Origin of the sequence: Pseudoalteromonas shioyasakiensis (assembly GCA_013391845.1) — a bacterium.
In the GTDB taxonomy this organism is placed as follows: Bacteria; Pseudomonadota; Gammaproteobacteria; order Enterobacterales; family Alteromonadaceae; genus Pseudoalteromonas; species Pseudoalteromonas apostichopi.
On the sequence record CP058414.1, the window covers coordinates 217,527 to 235,475 of the forward strand.

Annotated in this window: 18 protein-coding genes; 3 read left to right on the plus strand and 15 right to left on the minus strand. The window is 41.5% G+C overall.

Annotated features, from left to right (window positions below):
- Positions 1 to 4: 4 nt before the first annotated feature.
- The gene (locus HYD28_00980; protein ID QLE07662.1) at positions 5 to 2,557 is read right to left on the minus strand and encodes a peptidase M14; all 2,553 of its coding nucleotides are present in this window, start codon (positions 2,555 to 2,557) and stop codon (positions 5 to 7) included.
- 144 nt (positions 2,558 to 2,701) lie between these two features.
- On the opposite strand from HYD28_00980, the gene nfuA reads away from it, so the two are divergent.
- Both nfuA and HYD28_00990 read left to right on the plus strand, forming a co-directional pair.
- Positions 2,702 to 3,277, plus strand: coding sequence for a Fe-S biogenesis protein NfuA (gene nfuA / locus HYD28_00985; protein QLE07663.1), 576 nt, complete (start codon positions 2,702 to 2,704; stop codon positions 3,275 to 3,277).
- Between the two features lie 14 nt (positions 3,278 to 3,291).
- Positions 3,292 to 3,561 (plus strand): hypothetical protein, encoded by a 270-nt coding sequence (locus tag HYD28_00990; GenBank protein ID QLE07664.1) that lies wholly within the window; start codon positions 3,292 to 3,294, stop codon positions 3,559 to 3,561.
- Between the two features lies 1 nt (position 3,562).
- Here the strand turns inward: HYD28_00990 and dinF are convergent, their stop codons facing one another.
- The gene (gene dinF / locus HYD28_00995; protein ID QLE07665.1) at positions 3,563 to 4,897 is read right to left on the minus strand and encodes an MATE family efflux transporter DinF; all 1,335 of its coding nucleotides are present in this window, start codon (positions 4,895 to 4,897) and stop codon (positions 3,563 to 3,565) included.
- Here dinF and HYD28_01000 point away from each other — a divergent pair.
- On the plus strand, positions 4,889 to 5,905 hold the full coding sequence (locus HYD28_01000) for a polysaccharide deacetylase family protein (protein QLE10454.1): 1,017 nt from the start codon (positions 4,889 to 4,891) through the stop codon (positions 5,903 to 5,905). The genes dinF and HYD28_01000 overlap by 9 nt on opposite strands.
- On the opposite strand, the gene HYD28_01005 is transcribed toward HYD28_01000, so the two are convergent.
- The 13 genes from HYD28_01005 to HYD28_01065 form a co-directional block, all read right to left on the minus strand.
- Entirely contained in the window at positions 5,892 to 6,926 is a 1,035-nt protein-coding gene (locus tag HYD28_01005; protein QLE07666.1) for a chemotaxis response regulator protein-glutamate methylesterase, read from the minus strand. The genes HYD28_01000 and HYD28_01005 overlap by 14 nt on opposite strands.
- Before the next feature lie 8 nt (positions 6,927 to 6,934).
- Positions 6,935 to 7,552 carry a chemoreceptor glutamine deamidase CheD gene (gene cheD / locus HYD28_01010; GenBank protein QLE07667.1) on the minus strand — a complete coding sequence of 206 codons (618 nt, stop codon included), beginning with the start codon at positions 7,550 to 7,552 and terminating at the stop codon, positions 6,935 to 6,937.
- Positions 7,549 to 8,367 (minus strand): protein-glutamate O-methyltransferase CheR, encoded by an 819-nt coding sequence (locus HYD28_01015; GenBank protein QLE07668.1) that lies wholly within the window; start codon positions 8,365 to 8,367, stop codon positions 7,549 to 7,551. Before HYD28_01015 ends, cheD begins: the two co-directional genes overlap by 4 nt.
- Before the next feature lie 65 nt (positions 8,368 to 8,432).
- The gene (locus HYD28_01020; GenBank protein ID QLE07669.1) at positions 8,433 to 10,760 is read right to left on the minus strand and encodes a PAS domain-containing protein; all 2,328 of its coding nucleotides are present in this window, start codon (positions 10,758 to 10,760) and stop codon (positions 8,433 to 8,435) included.
- Between the two features lie 29 nt (positions 10,761 to 10,789).
- Positions 10,790 to 11,275, minus strand: coding sequence for a purine-binding chemotaxis protein CheW (locus HYD28_01025; GenBank protein QLE07670.1), 486 nt, complete (start codon positions 11,273 to 11,275; stop codon positions 10,790 to 10,792).
- Positions 11,272 to 13,353 carry a chemotaxis protein CheA gene (locus HYD28_01030; GenBank protein QLE07671.1) on the minus strand — a complete coding sequence of 694 codons (2,082 nt, stop codon included), beginning with the start codon at positions 13,351 to 13,353 and terminating at the stop codon, positions 11,272 to 11,274. Before HYD28_01030 ends, HYD28_01025 begins: the two co-directional genes overlap by 4 nt.
- Positions 13,354 to 13,368: 15 nt before the next feature.
- Positions 13,369 to 13,731 (minus strand): response regulator, encoded by a 363-nt coding sequence (locus HYD28_01035; protein QLE07672.1) that lies wholly within the window; start codon positions 13,729 to 13,731, stop codon positions 13,369 to 13,371.
- A 9-nt stretch (positions 13,732 to 13,740) separates the two neighbouring features.
- Entirely contained in the window at positions 13,741 to 14,013 is a 273-nt protein-coding gene (locus HYD28_01040) for an STAS domain-containing protein (GenBank protein QLE07673.1), read from the minus strand.
- 169 nt (positions 14,014 to 14,182) lie between these two features.
- Positions 14,183 to 14,812: an SCO family protein gene (locus HYD28_01045; GenBank protein QLE07674.1), complete on the minus strand. Its 630-nt coding sequence runs from the start codon at positions 14,810 to 14,812 to the stop codon at positions 14,183 to 14,185.
- Positions 14,797 to 15,705, minus strand: a complete 909-nt coding sequence (locus HYD28_01050; GenBank protein ID QLE07675.1) for a protoheme IX farnesyltransferase — start codon at positions 15,703 to 15,705, stop codon at positions 14,797 to 14,799. Before HYD28_01050 ends, HYD28_01045 begins: the two co-directional genes overlap by 16 nt.
- 9 nt (positions 15,706 to 15,714) lie before the next feature.
- Positions 15,715 to 16,704, minus strand: coding sequence for a COX15/CtaA family protein (locus HYD28_01055; GenBank protein QLE07676.1), 990 nt, complete (start codon positions 16,702 to 16,704; stop codon positions 15,715 to 15,717).
- 20 nt (positions 16,705 to 16,724) lie between these two features.
- The gene (locus tag HYD28_01060) at positions 16,725 to 17,219 is read right to left on the minus strand and encodes a transmembrane cytochrome oxidase associated protein (protein QLE07677.1); all 495 of its coding nucleotides are present in this window, start codon (positions 17,217 to 17,219) and stop codon (positions 16,725 to 16,727) included.
- Positions 17,200 to 17,949, minus strand: a complete 750-nt coding sequence (locus HYD28_01065) for an SURF1 family protein (GenBank protein ID QLE07678.1) — start codon at positions 17,947 to 17,949, stop codon at positions 17,200 to 17,202. The genes HYD28_01060 and HYD28_01065 overlap by 20 nt, the downstream gene beginning before the upstream one ends.

Here is a 17,949-nt window from a genome sequence, read left to right on the forward strand (position 1 = left end):
GTGATTATTTATCACCTGAGGCATGAAAGGCACTACCAAAGAATAATGCATTGCTCAGTAATCGGCTGGTACCATACCAATAACCACGGAACACTGGGTTATCGGTCATGCCTATCACACTCCCTTTACCATAAGAGTGCGCAATTAAGCCTGCCGCACCAGCTACTTGTTCTACGTTTACGTCATCAGTAAAGCCAGCTAAAAGCGGTTTATCTGTGTAAGTAAGCACGTTCACAAAAGGTGCGTCTGATTTCTCAAGTAGCCAAGTACTATTCTTAAACACAGGTAATGTATTGCGATTCAGCGAATACGTAAGTGGGTGAGATAAATCCACTGAAGTATTAAAAATAGCACCCGCAATACGCTGACGACCAGCTAAGTCATCTTTATCGGCATAGGTAAGCCCTGTTGTATCAAATGCACTGGCTACATCACGACGAGATAAGTAATTAGCCTTTAGTAGTTGCTGATCAGCTAAGAATTTAGCACCGCCTTTATGTCCCCAAATAACACCGCCTTTACGAACCCACGATTTAATAGCCACTTTAGTCGCATCATCAAGACGATTGAAATTTCCGTGCGCTAGAATAATATGACTGTAGTTTTCAAGGTCGATGCGATTTAAGCGCTCCATTTCGATAATGCTTGGCGCTGTGCCAACGAAACGATCTAAGTAATACCATACTTCACCAAGTTCATACTGGCTGGTTCCCTGACCTCCCACTAGTAATACTTTAGGCGCTTTCACAACCGCCATTGCACGAGAACCTAAATCAGCACCTTTAACCGTTAAGCCTGAACTAATTGGTGTTATTTCAATGCCAAACTCATTCTGCGCTTGGTTTAAATAGCTAACCCAGTTGCTATCAGTTTGCAGACCTGCAGGAACAAGAATACTACCTGGCTCAAAAGCTATTTCACCTGAAGGCGTTTTTGCTGTAAGTGGGCTTAATGCCACCCGTGCTTTCACACCTTGTTCGAGTAAACTATTAAGCATTTTTGGCGCTAGGTAATCATCCCATTTGAATGCATAAGCATAGCTTTGTGGTAAAGCGGCAAAGCTTGATTTAACACTTTGCTGCCAAGGCATTTTGGCAACCTTTAAGCCCCAATTACTGCTTACCTTTGCAAATTCTAAATTAAAGGCATGAGCAAGTGTCCAGCCAGATACATCATAAAATGTATTATCGACAAAACGCTGTTGCTCACTAAAAATCGCTTTAATTAAACGAAATTGCGGCTGTGCTAAAGGCACATAATAGCTCTGCTCAGAAAAGCTTTGACCGTTCACTTTTAGCGGCTCTTCTAACATGTACGCATTGATTTGATGTTGTTTTAATAAATCAAGGAAGTACTTCATGCGACTTTGATCAGCGCCGCCTTTCACCACATACCCTTTAAAGTCTTCATCACCAGCAAGGTCAACAGCTTTGTTGTAAAATTTTGCTTGATAATCAAGTAAGTCTGTACGGTTATCAAGCGCGGCTTGGAACGTCGATAGGCTCGTTAATAACTGATTTTTAATCGTAAACGGGAAGCTTAATGGGCCGTTGATGGTTTCTTGTAAGTGACCACGTGAGCTCGCTTGTTCAAATAAAATACCTACACCGCCATTTACATCTGGGTAAGTTGAGCCTTTACCATAGTAAAAGTCATCGAAGCTTTCTTCTGTGAAGTAAAGAGCATTATGCTCATCAAGTGTCTTTGCATGATAGTTTGCAATTGCTTTAGTTAGCGTGACATTTTCTTCAGGAGTGATTGGGTGCTTACGAGTTGGGATCCCAGGCTGGAAAAAGTATGTGCTGTTTGGGCCCATCTCATGGAAGTCTGTTAGGATATTGGGCTTCCATTGATGAAACTGCGCAATGCGTGCACGTGATTCAGGGTGCTGTAGTAACAACCAGTCACGATTTAAGTCAAATAAATAGTGGTTAGTACGGCTACTCGGCCAACTTTCAATGTGCTCGCGAGTTTGTGGATCTGATGATAACTTCATACCACGGTTACTATTCGCCCAATTTGCAAAACGTGCTAAACCATCTGGGTTCAATGATGGGTCTAGTAAAATAACCGTGTTGTTTAGTAAGGCATCTATTTCTGGGCCTTGTGCAGCGGCAAGGTAGTAAGCAACGAGTAGCGATGCATTACTACCTGATGACTCATTCCCATGAACACTGTAACCCATCCATACAACCGCAGGTTGTTTGCTTGAGTCACTCGTTCCACCATTTAAGCGAGCTAAGTGAGCCTTGCGGATTTGCTCTACCTGACCCAGCTTTTCTGGTGCTGTGATGGTTAGCATCACAAGCGGACGCTGTTCATGTGTGCGACCGATTACTTTGAAGTTCATTCGATTACTTTTTTCAGCAAGAATTTGCATATATTGCACAAGCTGATCGTGACGTACATGCCACTCACCCACTTCGTAACCTAGCACCTGCTCTGGGGTAGGAATAGTTGGGTCAAATTTCACATCTTCTTCAAAGTAATAAGAAAGAGGTTTTGCTAATGCGCTGACGCTCACTAGCATGGTTAATATTGTTATTATAAAACGCATAGATAGCACCCGTAATTATTTGATGTTTTAACGCTACCATTCGATAAAATAGATGCAACTTTTTACGCTCAACACTGGCGACAATACGATGAGCGGAGTATGATACTCAGTATCCGAGTAATTTAGTCAAGTATAGTCCGTTTTATGATCTCTATTTCTGAATCTGCACAATCTCATTTTGCTAAACTTTTAGCAGACCAAGCTGAACAAACGAACATTCGCGTGTTTGTAGTAAACCCAGGTACTTCGCAGGCTGAGTGTGGTGTTTCTTACTGCCCAGAAGACGCCGTTGAAGCGACTGATATTCGTCTACCATTCAATGGCTTTGATGCCGTTGTTGATGCAGAAAGCGCCCCTTTCTTAGAAGAAGCTGAAATCGATTTTGTAACTGACAAAATGGGAACTCAGTTAACACTTAAAGCGCCAAATGCAAAAGCACGTAAACTTAGCGATGATGCGTCACTGCAAGAGCGTGTTCAACACATGCTTGAAACTGAAGTTAATCCACAGCTCGCTAATCACGGCGGTCAAGTTAGCCTAGTAGAAATTACTGCTGACGGAATCGCAGTACTGCAATTTGGCGGTGGCTGTAACGGCTGTTCAATGATTGATGTCACACTTAAAGAAGGCATCGAAAAAGAAATGATCGCCAAGTTTGACGAAATCAATGGTGTAAGAGACATTACTGATCACCAATCTGGTGAACACTCTTACTACTAACTGGTATTTAAAGCATGCTTAAAAAATGGGTATTTCGCTTAGGTAGCGACCCCAAGTTAAGCTTAAAACGCTTTCTTCGCGGCCTAGCACTATTTGTGCTGGCCGTGATTTTTATTGCTATAGGTTATTATGGGCCCGCACTATTTCAATTAATTGGTCTGATCATTTTAGCTGTGGCGATATTCTTTGCAGCCTGGGGCTACTTAGGTATTTTTGCCAACCGCTTTGCACAAGTCTTAGAACGATCTTCACCGAAAGATCACGACCCGGATCTATGGAAGTGATTTAATCTAATAATTGCTGATTATTGATAATTTTACGGTAGCGAATCCACAGAGTTAACCCTCGCATCAACATAAAGCTCGTCATAGCAAACCACAAACCATGGTTCTGCCAGCTACTTACCAGCCAAAACAGTCCAAAGAAGCCCACCAAAGCACTAAATAGCATTGTATTTCGCATGTCTTTGGCACGTGTTAAACCCACAAATACGCCATCAAATAAGAAGCAACCCATCGCCGCAATAGGTAAAATAATGACCCAGGGAAGGTAAACAGTCGCGAGGCTGATAACCTCTGGCACATCGGTAAGTAAACGAATTATTGCCTTGCCAAAAAATAAAAATATAAGACTATAAAACACGGCAAATAACCCGCCCCAAAACAGGCTCAAATTAACCCATAGCTTAATCTGCTTAGTGCTTTGTTCTCCTTTAGCTTTTCCGACCTTAGCTTCACTTGCATAAGCAATACCATCAAGTGCAAAGCTCACCAACATTAAAAAGTTCAGCAATACAGCATTGGCCGCTAAAGTTGTTTCACCGATACGTGCGCCATAAAAAGTCATAAAGCTAAAACACAGTTGTAGCGCCAGTGAACGAATAAATATATCACGATTTAAATTCACTAAATCAAGTAACTTAGCAACACTTAACCATGCTTTCACGGCAAGGTTAACACCCTGCTTTTTGGCAAGTTGTGCAACTAACATAAGTGCAAAAACAAGGGCAGTATAATCAGCAATTAAAGATGCCCACGCAGCTCCAGCCACACCCCAATCAAGAAACACCACAAAATAAATATCAAGCACGATATTAGTAATATTGGTGATAAGTAATAAATAAAATGGCCCGCGGCCATAATGCACCCCTAACATCCAACCAAGTAAAACCAAATTACACAAAGCAGCAGGCGCACTAAAAATACGAATTGAAAAATAGCTATTTGCTTGTTCTAAAACAGCGTCATTGGCATTTGATAAATATGCCATTAAGGATTGAATAGGTATACTCAGCGCTATTAATAACAGCGCAACCGCTGTTGCTAGTAACAAGCTGCGCTTTAATAGCTCAGCGAGTAAGGTGTGATCGCTTTTACCATAGGCCTGTGCAACCAACCCTGTGGTGCTCATCCGTAAAAAACCTGCTAGCCAAAATAATAACGAGATAACTGCTGAACCGAGTGCTATACCAGCCAAATAGTGAGCGCTTCCTAAGTGACCGATTACAGCGGTATCAACTAAACCTAACATTGGCACGGTAATATTTGATAAAATCATCGGACCGGCTAATAACAGTAAACTTTTATGGTGTGCCTTATGACGTTTAAGAAAATGTTTCATTTAGTATTTGCAGTCCTGTTAGGTTTATCTTTGCGTGCCCATGGCGCTGTCATTCTACAGTATCACCACGTCAGTGAAACCCTTCCTGCGGTAACCAGTGTCAGCAGCGATACATTCACAGAACACATGCAATATTTGCAAGATAATAACTTTAAAGTTATTCCATTAGATGAACTCATCACCGCATTACAAGCCGGCCAGCCTCTGACAGATAAAACCGTCGCGATTACCTTCGATGATGGCTATAAAAATAACTATGAAGAAGCGGCACCAATCTTAGAAAAATTTGGCTATCCATATACTATTTTCGTTAATCCCGAGTTGATTGATGAAGGCAAAAGCTATGTTATGACATGGCAACAGTTAAAAGAGCTATCTAATAAAGGCGCCATAATCAGCAATCACACACAAGTCCATAATTACTTACATCGCAAACAGCCAGGCGAGAGTGAAGAGGCATGGTTAGCTCGCACTAAAAAAGATATTCTATCTGCTCAGCAACGCATTAAAGAAGAAATTGGTCATGATTACAAATATCTTGCTTACCCTTATGGCGAGTTTAACAATTCATTACAACAGTTAGTTAAATCTCTAGGCTTTGTTGGTATAGGTCAACATTCGGGTGCTGTAGGTATCCATTCTGACTTTACCCGATTACCACGCTTTCCGGCGTCGGGCTTTTATTCAAAACTTGATACGCTTGCCACTAAACTAGACTCGCAAGCATTCACTATCAAACAGCTCACCTACTCAGATAGCGTAACGCATGAAAACCCGCCAAGTTTAAGTATGCAATTTGATATGCAAGACTTTCATAAAAGTCAGTTTGCTTGTTATGTCTCTGGTATTGGTCAAGCTGATTTAACGTGGCTTAGTAAAGATACGGTGAAGATCACCTCACCTGAAAAACTGAAAAAAGGCCGCTCTCGCTTTAACTGTACGGCCCCATCTATCGCGAAAAAAGGAAACTACTACTGGTTCTCACAACCTTGGGTTATTTTACCTTAACAGCTTGTTTTAGCATTTGTGCCGTTACCTTATCAAGACGAACCACTTCATTAGCCGCATTGAGCTCCACTGCGGCTTTTGGCATCCCCCATACCACAGACGATAATTCATCCTGAGCTATTGTGTAAGCCCCCGCTTGATTTAGGGCCAATAAACCTCTTGCACCATCACTGCCCATACCGGTTAGTAACGCAGCCACTGTCGCTTTCGGACAGGCTACCTCCAAAGAGTTAAATAGCACATCAACAGAGGGACGATGTCGATTAACCAACTCACTCGAGTCAAGCTGACAAAACAAGCCGCCTGCTTTTTTCACCACACTTAAATGCTGATCGCCTGGTGCAATATATGCCCAGCCAGTTTGTAGCTTATCACCATGTTCAGCTTCTTTAACGTTGATTTTACAGGTTCTATCCATGCGCATCGCAAATGAAGTACTAAATACAGGAGGAATATGCTGTGTTATAACAATAGGTGGGCAGTTTTCTGGCATGCGTACTAGCACTTCTTTAATCGCTTCTGTGCCACCTGTTGAAGCACCTATTGCAAGCACGCTATTAGCTTTAAACTCAAGTGTTGCTAAAGAGCTATCGTCTTCAACTTTTGACTCTTTAAAGGCACGCACTCTAGCACCAGCTGCTGTACGCACTTTTTGATGTAGTAAATGCGCATAACGTTGCAAATTTTCAGTGACATTAATAGTTGGCTTGGCAATAAAATCAACTGCGCCAATTTCGAGGGCTTCCAAAGTGATTGGGGAGCCTTTTTGAGTAAGCGTTGAAATCATAACAACCGGCATAGGACGAAGACGCATCAAGTTTTTTAAAAAGCTTAATCCATCCATTTTTGGCATCTCGATATCAAGGGTTAAGACATCTGGATTAAGGCGCTTAATTAAATCTCGGGCTTGATAAGGGTCTTCTGCCGCACCAACGACTTGAATGTCTTGCGCTTGCTCGAGTACTTCCTTGAGTAAACCACGGATCAAAGCAGAATCATCAACTATGAGTACTTTGATCATATGCTCTCCTAAAATAATTCAATATCCGTTTCTGCATCTTGTTGCTCAATATCGTGTAAGTATTTAATTTCACGTTTCTCGAGTTGATCAGAGTGCAATTCACGCATCTTTTTAACCTGTGCCTTGCCTGTTTGTGGATCAAACATCACCTTACGTGGCCAAGGCCCGCCAACATCATGGGATACTAAATCTAAACCTTCTTCAAGTACATAGGCATTTGCAAAACGAATATTGCCAACACCAATATCTGTCATTGAACGAATAATTTTTCCACCACCAAATAGTTTAACTTTGAGATTGCGTCTAGAAGCACCATTTTTTAGGATTTCATTGATCAAGTATTCCATTGCCCAGTTGCCATAGCGGCAGTTAAGGCTGTGTGCGTTGCTAGGATCAACGCCTTTTTCTGCTGGTAGCATAAAATGGTTCATGCCACCAATGCCTAAACCTTCATCGTAAATACAGGCTGCAATACAAGAACCTAGCACGGTTGTGATCAGTTCATCTGATTTTGAAACATAAAACTCGCCAGGCAATACCTTAGCAACGACTTTATGGCGCTTACCATCCCAAAACCGCTTAACGTGTTCAAAACCAGGCAATACAGGTTTAAAATGACTACTCATAGACCACCTTTTTGATAGATCGTTTGGCCTAAATTCTTAAACTCTTTGTGGTCCTTACCCAGTGTTTCGGAATGCCCTAAGAATAAGTGACCGGAATCGGTCAACAAATCATAATAACGTTTAAATAGGGTATCTTTGGTCGGCTTATCAAAATAAATAACAACATTGCGACAAAAAATAACATCAAACGGCCCTTTCATAGGCCAGCTCTGTAATAAGTTTAGACGTTTAAAAAAAATATTCTTTTGTAGTTCGGGTTTTACTTTATATAACTGTTCATCATGGCTTTTTAAAAACCAGCGTTTAAGTTGGCTTTTGTCTAAACCATTCACATTCGCTGCTGTGTACGTACCAGCCTGCGCTTTAGCGAGCACATTTGAATCTAAGTCAGTGGCTAGGATTTTCACATCCCAGTCAGATGGAAATAAACTGCTTAAGGTCATAGCAATAGTGTAAGGCTCTTCGCCGGTTGAGCAGCCTGCAGACCACACCCTTACACGTTTTTGCTTAGCATTACTTACCAGTAGTTTTGGTACTATGGTATTTTTTAGATAACTAAAATGATGGGGTTCACGAAAGAAAGAAGTCAGGTTAGTCGTTATTGCATTAATAAACTCACTGAACTCTTGCTCTTTGTGCTCTTCGAGAAAATCTAAGTATTCTTTAAAGTTCTTAAGCTTATGTTGGCGAATACGTCTTGCTAAACGCGAGTAAACCATCTCGCGTTTATGCTCCGCTAAGACAATGCCGCAAGCATCGTACACTTGTGACGAAATAGCTTTAAAATCACTATCCGTTAATAAAAACTCTTTCATGTGTTTGACCCTGCAGCTGTAACATTAGATGCAATTAACTAGTTAGAATTTTGTTGGGAAGAGTTTTAAAACTCTTCCCACTCATCACTAGGGTCAACAAAGTTATTGCCTTTTGGCGCCGAGCGTACTGGTGAGCTTGGCTGTTTAGCGGCAGGCGCTGAACTTGCACGGCTGGTTATATCCATCTCATTATTTGATAACGAGAAGAAGTTTAATAAGCGGCGCATATCATTCGCTTGCTCTGCCATTGATTCTCCAGCGGCAGATGCTTCTTCAACCAAGGCAGCATTTTGCTGAGTCATTTCGTCCATTTGGGCAATAGCTTTATTAACCTGCTCAATACCAGAGCTTTGCTCTTCAGATGCTTGGGCAATATCAGAAATCATCGCTGTAACTCTTTGCACCGCTGTAACAATTTCTTGTAATGTTGAACCTGATTCATTAACTAGTAATGTACCATCTTCAACTTTTCCAACACTGTCTCGGATCAATTCTTTGATTTCTTTTGCTGCAGCTGCTGAACGTTGCGCTAAGTTACGCACCTCACCAGCAACAACCGCGAAACCACGGCCTTGTTCACCTGCTCGCGCAGCTTCAACAGCCGCATTCAACGCTAGTAGGTTTGTTTGGAAGGCAATTTCATCAATTACACTGATAATGTCTGCAATCTTCTTACTTGATTCATTAATTGCTGACATACTGGTGACAGCGCGATTTACCACTTCACCACCTTTTTGTGCCTTAGTGCGTGTTTCTTCAGCAAGTTCATTTACTTCTTTTGCATTATCAGCATTTTGACGAACCGTACTGGTCATCTCTTCCATGCTTGATGCTGTTTCTTCAAGTGATGAAGCTTGCTCTTCAGTACGTTGACTTAAATCAGCATTACCTTGTGAAATTTCTTCTGCGCCACTTGCAACCAGCGTTGCTGAGGTATTAATGCGATTAATTACTTCAGTAAGCTTATCAGCCGTGGCATTTGCATCACGTTTTAGCTTGTCGAACGAACCTTGGTAGTCTTGCTCAATACGTTTTGATAAGTCACCGTTCGCCATGGCATCCAGCATGTTGCCAGTGTCTTTTACTGCATCATCAACAATGCTAACAAGGCTATTTAAGCCCTGCGCTAGACGTAAGAAGAAACCTTGTTTACCCGCTTCTTCAACACGCGCTTCTAAGTCACCACTCCCCGCAGCAGCGACGAGGCCTGCAATTTCTTTTTCAATAGCGACTTCCGCGGTTCTATCTTCCCACTCCACTACCGTACCAATACGTTCGTTTTCTGGGGTGAAAATAGGGTTTGCAACCAAGCCAAAAGTACGCCCACCCACTTGAATTTCAGTGCTATAAGTATCACTTAACTTAGCAAGCATGTTGCGTTGATGTGCTGGGTTCTTATGGAACACATCAATATTTTGACCAATCAAATTATTACTGTTGAAATTAGGTAAATCTTTTCTTAAATCACTTTCAGCAATCTTCATCATGTTCAGAACAGCTTCGTTCATGTAAATAATGTTGTTGTCAGAATCAGCAATCATGGTATTCGTTGCTACACGGTCAAGTGCACGACGTACTCGCAGGTTTTCTTCTGCTGCACGCTTTTCAGCTTCAGCTTTATTTACGCTATCAGTAATATCTTGCCACTCAACAATAGTACCTAAACGCTTACCTGATGCGCTCACCCAAGGTGTTGCAATCAAGCTAAAAATAAGCCCTGCTAAACGCAATGTCGTTTTGTATGGTTCAGATAATGTTTTTAGCAGCTCACGTTGGTGTGACGGTTGTTTATGAAAATCATCAACGCAGGTTCCAACTAGGTTTGCAACTGAAAAGCTAGGTAGCACAGTTTGTAACGTTGACTCACGAGCTTGCAGCATTTGCTTTACTTGCTCATTAACGAAAATAATTTTCAAATCGTTATCGGCAATCATCACATTTGCTTGGCATACACGCAGCGCATTTGATAAGTCAGCATCACGTTTTGACTGACGTTCAAGCTCTTTTTGTGGTGTAATATCGGTAGCAAGCTTGATGACTTTAGTGACATTGCCATTGCTATCAATAATCGGGTTATAGGTGCCTTGAATCCAAACTTGCTTGCCATTTTTACCGACACGCTTAAATTCATCAACAAAGAATTCACCGCTGCGTAATCGTTGCCAAAACTGTTGATATTCAGGGCTTTGCGACTCTTCTTCAGCAACAAACATAGAGTGGTGTTGCCCTTGAATTTCTTCGAGTTGGTACCCCATGGTGTTTAAGAAATTAGCATTGGCAGTAATGATCTGCCCCGATGGTTGAAACTCAATCATCGCTTGCGACTTTCTCAGTGCCGCAATAACTAAATCATTTTCCGACTCAACATTTTTAGGACTGCTAAACCATCCCATACCCTTCACCTTCTTGTTAATCTACCCAGTTAAATGTCCATTGTTTTTTGTAGGTCAAGTAATGCGACCATCTTCTCACCCACATTGACTAAACCCGCAACAAATTGCGCGTTGTCTGAGTCAGACAAATGTGGCACTGCCTTCGCTTCATGCTCTGCAATGCTATAGACATCCGAGACGGCATCAACTGCGATGCCCATAATTTTACATGTATTTTCAAGCTGTACTTTTAGAACGATTACAACGGTTAACGGCCCGTACTCTATGGCTGATATACCAAAACGAAGCCTTAAATCAATAATTGGCACTATAGTGCCGCGCAGATTAATAACCCCTTTGACGAAATCCGGTGAGTTAGGGATCACCGTAATTTCTTCCCAACTGCGAATTTCTTGCACCGTTAAAATATCTACACCGTACTCTTCTTCGGCCATAAAGAAGGTTAGGAATTGTTTTACATCTTGATCTTGTTCAAGAGTTAGCTTGTTATGCAGGTCGTCGTGTTGTGCAATCATGACGCCTCCAAATTCGCTTTTGATTCTATAATCAATTCCTGGCTCCCTGGCTTTCTAAGCCCAGATAATTTAATCAAACCACTAATATCAACAATCAAAGAAACACGACCATCGCCTAAGATTGTAGCCCCAGAAACGCCATCAACTTTTTGATAGTTTGCCTCCAAACTTTTGATTACGACTTGTTGTTGAGATAATAAGTCGTCAACTAATAAACCTACTTTTTGATTGTCGCTTTCAACAACAACCAGTAAGGTTTTATCAAGCGTTTCAATTGCCCCTTGGTGGTTAAAAATATTGTAAAGCCTTAAGATTGGAATATATTCATCACGTAAGCGCAGCACATCTAAGTCTTTACCAACCCGACTTACCTTACTGATATCGATTTGCAATGATTCGATAATCGAAATTAGCGGGATAATATAAGTATGCTCAGCAATCCGTACTAACTGCCCATCTAAGATAGCCAATGTTAGCGGTAGGCGAATTGTAAATGTCGAACCTACACCCGGTGCTGAAGCCACTTCCACAGAACCGCTCAACGCTTCGATATTGCGCCTTACTACATCCATACCAACGCCACGACCCGATAGGTCGCTTACTTGATCGGCTGTAGAAAACCCTGGTAAGAAAATCAGCTCGTTTACTTCGTTATCAGACAACTCATCAGTTTCTGAAATTAGGCCGTTTTTAATTGCCTTTTCACGAATTTTAGTGGTGTTAAGACCTTGGCCATCATCCATAATTTCGATAACAATATTGCCACCTTGATGAAACGCATTGAGCGTGACAGTACCAACAGGGTTTTTACCCGCAGCAACACGCTTATCAACAGTTTCTAAGCCATGGTCTAGGGAGTTTCTCACTAGGTGAACCATAGGATCAGAAAGCTTCTCCATCACGGTTTTATCTAGTTCGGTTTGCTCACCAAGTAACTTTAGCTCAACTTGTTTATCAAGCTTTTGCGAGATATCTCGCACTAAGCGAGGGAAGCGACTAAACACAAAGCTTATTGGCAACATACGAATACGCATGACGTTTTCTTGTAAGTCACGAGTATTATGTGCCAGTTGCGCTAAGCCCTCTTGTAGAGAAGCAATCGTCGCTTCAGTGATTTCTTGCTCACCCAATTGGCTTAACATCGCTTGGGTAATAACTAATTCACCCACCATGTTGATGAGTGAGTCAACTTTATCAATACCAACCCTGATTGAGGTTGATTCTGCATTGGCAGTAGTTGCTTTAACTGGCGCAGGCTTTTTGGTATCAGTAGTTGGTTTAACTACTGCAGGCTCAGCCTCTTTCGCTGGTGCTGCATCTTCTGTAGCAGTTTCAGCTGCCGAAATATCTTCATCACCAAACAAACCACCGCATAGCGTGATGGTAATATCAGCGTCATCCTCAACCCATTCAAAAATTTCTTCTATACAGCTTTGCTCTTTGTCTGTGGTTAAGAAAAAGCGCCACGATAAGAAACAATCTTCAGGGGCAAGGTTAGTGATATCAGGCACATCATCTTGAAAAGCTTGTGTTTCAAGTTCACCCAACTCCGCTAATTCACTGATCATGTACAGTGGTTCATTACCGGTTTTAAATAAATGATAGTGTGGTTTGAAATCGATTTGATAGGTATTAAAACTGTTTTCGCTGACAGCTTCTTGCGCTTGAGCAGGTTCTTTACTTGCAGCACGCATGCCGAGAATTTCTTCAAACTTAATACGAAGTTCATCAGCTTCAGTTAGGTCTGGCTGCTGCTCAGCTTGCAAAGTTCTAAGTAAAGCTCGTAAACAATCAACTGATTTTAAAAGTAAATTTACATGCTCAGCAGTAAGATCACGTGAGCCTTCACGGATTTGATCTAACAGGGTTTCGAGAACATGAGTAAAATCTGCAACGGCACTAAAACCAAAGGTTCCACTGCCTCCTTTTATCGAATGCGCAGCGCGAAAGATTGTATTTATTGTCTCTAAGTCTTCTTCGCCAGGTACTAAGTTTAATAACTCAGCCTCCATAGCATCGAGTCCTTCAAAGCTTTCTTCGAAGAATACTTCAAAAAATTGGCTTAGATCTATACTCATGCCCCGCTCCTATTATTAGCGAATCACTTTTTTCAATACCGCTAACAATTGCTCAGGATTAAATGGCTTAACAATCCAACCAGTTGCTCCAGCAGCTTTTCCTTCAGACTTTTTATCAAGCCCCGACTCTGTGGTCAGCATCAGTAAAGGTGTGAACTTATAATTAGGTAAGCTACGTAATTCACGAATAAGGGTAATACCATCCATTACCGGCATATTCACATCAGAAATAACTGCATCAAAGCCTTGTTGCTTTGCGATGTTTAATGCTTCACTGCCATCTTTTGCCTCTGTAACATCAAAGCCAGCTTTTTTAAGCGTAAAACCAACCATTTGGCGCATAGATGCAGAATCGTCTACTGCTAAAATTCTTTTCATAAAAACCTCTTAATTGGCATTCTCAAGCACAAGGTAATGACTTAAGCCCAAACTATTAATTGCCTGTAGCAAAGGTTTGCTCTCGCCAACCCAAATAATTTTGTGTTGCACAGAAAGCAAGTGCTTCTGTAATGCACATAAAAGCTGAATTGATGCTGTGTCAGCACGTGTCACTTCACTGATATCCAGACAAATATCATCATTTGCTGACAACTCTTGTAGCAAATCTTGATGGAGCGTTTCGACCTGACTAATAGCTAATTCTGTAGGGAGCTTTAACATTACTTCTTCTTTCCCTGCTTTAAACAATTCATAACAAAAGCTTAGACTGACTAAATAAAAATGCCATAATTTGAATCAAAAAATAGTAAAATTTTTTAGTAGCTTAGACATATATGTCAAAAAAGGAAGCTTTTCTTTTGCTGAAATTGACTCACCAAGCAAAGAAAATTTACTTTGCGTAATAATCTGCTATTTTTTTGAACTCATCAGTCAAAGTTGTGGCATTAATCAAGGGCACACTTCCTTGTTTAAATTCAGGCTTAAAAATGGCACGCACAGAACCATCACCATCAACCATCACCACAGAAGCACTATGATCAACGGCATACTCTTGCTGATCACTGTCGTTAATTGCGTAAATTAAGCCAAGCTCTCTAACAAAGGGGAAAAGTTGTTTGTGTGGGCCTGATACAGCAAGAAATTCAGGGTTAAAGTAATCAATGTAAGCTTTGCGTTTTTCGGTTGTATCACGCTTTGGATCAACAGCAACAAACCATACTTGCACTTTGTAACCTTGGCTTAATTGCTTTTGCACTGCAGTTAATTTCGCCAGTGTCATTGGGCAGATATCAGGACAGCTAGTGTAGCCTAAAAAGACCAAGTTCCAATGCCCCATAAATTGGCTATTATCTGCAGGTTTACCATGTTGGTCAGTTAATAAAAACGGACTAATCGGCTTTGCTGGCTCGTAAACGAGCGCTTCAACTTTAGGAGCGGTGTTATTTTTGCCACAACCGGTTACAAATAATACCGCACTGAAACATAAAAAAGCGACGATTCGTGTCATAAAACTAACCATTTATCAATAAATAAGGCGATAAAGAGTAGCATTAAATGCACAATTGAAAAACGAAATAAATCCATTGCGGTATCATCTTTTGGGGCAATTTTTAGTTTTAATGCCTTATAGATGAAGACCGCATTTAGAGCGCTTGCCCCTAGCAAGTAAATTAACCCTGACATACCAATTAGATAAGGCAGTACACATACCAAAGCTAGCAAAATGCTATAACCAACAACACAGGTTTTACAAAATTCAATACCGTGAGTAACAGGCAGCATAGGAATTTTTGCACGCTCATAGTCACTTTTACGCGCAATTGCTAATGCCCAAAAGTGTGGTGGAGTCCAAGTAAATATAATCATCACTAATAACCATGGCGCAGCAGCCATATGGCCCGTTTCAGAAACCCACCCTAAAAGCGGCGGCATCGCACCAGCTAACCCCCCAATAACAATATTTTGAGGTGTCGCGCGCTTTAAAAACGAAGTGTAAATAAAGGCATAACCAACGAGTGCAAACAAAGTAAGGATTGCCGTTAATGTATTTGCCCACACCATAAGCATAACAAAACCTAGCACACCGATGGTCGCCGCAAAGCTCAAAGCATGCTGTTTGCTAAGGCGCCCTTTTGCCACAGGGCGATGACGTGTACGTGCCATTTTACTGTCGATTTCACTATCAACAACATGATTGATTACAGCAGCAGCGGCCGATAACAAACCAATACCAAGCAAACTTGCAAGCTGTACAAACACTCCACGCCCAACATCGGGAGCCAATGCCAAACCAACCCAAGCAGTTAGTACAAGCATGGCAACTACTTTAAATTTACTGATAGCTAAGTAATCTTTAAGTAACTCTGAGCTTTGGCTAAATAATGATTTTTCTGTGCTTAGTAATATTGCCATCACAGCCTCCTAGGTTCTTATTTTTAAATGGAAGCATAGTCTTACCATGCTAAGCAGTAGTAGTGCGGCCATTAGATTGTGCGCAAGCGCAACACTTAATGGGAAGTGCCAATGCACAACAGCTAGGCCTAAACAGATTTGGCACAGCAAAGCGATTAATACGGTGACTGTGCAGTGCTTAATTTTTCGAGAGTAACATCTTGAATATATGCGCCACATGATCAGTGCTAACACCACACAAGTAACCAACGCCCAAATACGATGCAGTAAGTGAATTGACATACGCGCTTGCTGCGATAACACACCATATTCATAGGTACTGTGCTCGAGCGGCAGTTGAAAAACGCTCTTCAAAGAAAACGGTTGTCCGTAGCTACAAAGCGGTAAGCCATTACAATGCGGAGCGGCATAATTTGCAGCAAGCCAGCCACCCAACGCAATTTGCAGTATTAGTACCACCAAACCCACAAGCGCTAGACGATAGTATGGCTTTGCACCGCTATCATTACTCGCTACGGGTTTCGTTTTTAAGCGTAGATACAATAAAAACACCAACGACAAAATACTAAAACCGCCAAGTAAATGTCCCATTACAACCAAAGGCTGTAAGTTCATAGTCACAGTCCACATGCCCAATGCGGCTTGGAAGATCACCAGTAGTAATAGTGCCAGTGGCAATTTAACCGGCGTATTTGGATATTGGCGTTTTAACCATGCAAAAACAAACAAAGCTAAAATTAATAGGCCAAGGGCACCAGCAAAATAGCGATGGATCATCTCTTTCCAAGCTTTTGCTGCCTCAAACATCATATCAGGGTAGTTTTGTTCAACATGTAACAGAGCAGTTTCATGTTTTGGCACAGTTAAAAACCCATAGCAACCAGGCCAGTCTGGACAGCCAAGCCCAGCATCACTCAGCCGTGTATAAGCACCAAGCCCAACAACCAAGATAGAGAAGAAAACCGTAATTAAGACTAAATATTTATAATTTTTATACATCTTTATCCCCTTGATGAGGTTTAACTTGAACGCGCGTAGTTAAGTAGTTTTTTTAAGTCTTTAAGTAAGCCTTTTTGAATAAGTCTGTTTTGTTCAGGCTCTGCCTTGTAGGGGTAATGCAAAACCACTAAGCCCATGTGATCAACCAAGTATAAATCTCCCGCTTTGAGCGCTGGACTTACCACCAATTGACGCCAGTTTGCCGATATCTGCTGTTGATTTGTCAGTACCGCCACATCCACTTTTTGCTGATTTTTACCTAAAGCGACGTATAGGTTATCTAGGCTTGCTAATTGGTTTTCACATACTTCATTGCACTCCTTTGGATAATTAAGCGCAATAGTCCATTGTTTGGGCTCACCTTGTTGCCAATCAGCTAATTTAACTTCTTCACTTAAAAGCTCACCATGATTACTCGAACCACTTGGTAACCACTCAAGCTTCAATGCTGCATAAGCAAGTGCCAGCGGCACAAAACAGCATAAAACGAATAAACTAAGCGGGTTTATTTTCATAACCTCTCCTTCTCATCGCAAAATAAGCAATAACCACACAAGCTAAGCCAATTAATAACCACTGTACGGCATAGGCGTAATGTTTATCTGGCCCCATCACGACACTCTGATAATGCGGAGTTGCGATACCATCAGCTTCATTGCGATAACCAATAAAGCCTTGTAAGGGCATTGCTAATTGAGTACTCAAAATTGCTAAATCAATACCTTGAATTCGCTTTGGCCACCCTTGTTCTGCACCAATCTCATCGGCAAGCGTAAAACCTTGCAAGTTACCTTGTTTCAATTGCACTGTGGCCGTAAAACGTGTTGATTCTGGCCACACAACGGTTGGGAATTGGCTCCGGTTTGTAGGGGCTTTTAGCCAACCAAAGTTAACAATTAAAGGGGCGGTTTCACCTGCAATAGTCATAGCTACAAGTAAGTCATAGCCCACTTGTCCCTGATAGATTTGATTATCAAGCAGCCAGTACTGTTGTTTATTTACCTCGCCAGAGACCTTAACTTGCAAACCCGTTTTATTTAGCTCTGTAGGTAGACTTTGCAGCGCTTGCCAGCTCAAAATTCCTTGTTCTTTCGAAACGGCCAACTGGCTTAGTTGCTGCTGTTTTTGCTCGCCTCGTTGGTATTGCCAAACGCTTAGTCGTAAACAAATAAGCACTGCTAGTATCACAACGCAAATTGCGATAATTGAGCTAAGCTTTTGTTTACGCCATAAAATTAACTGCAT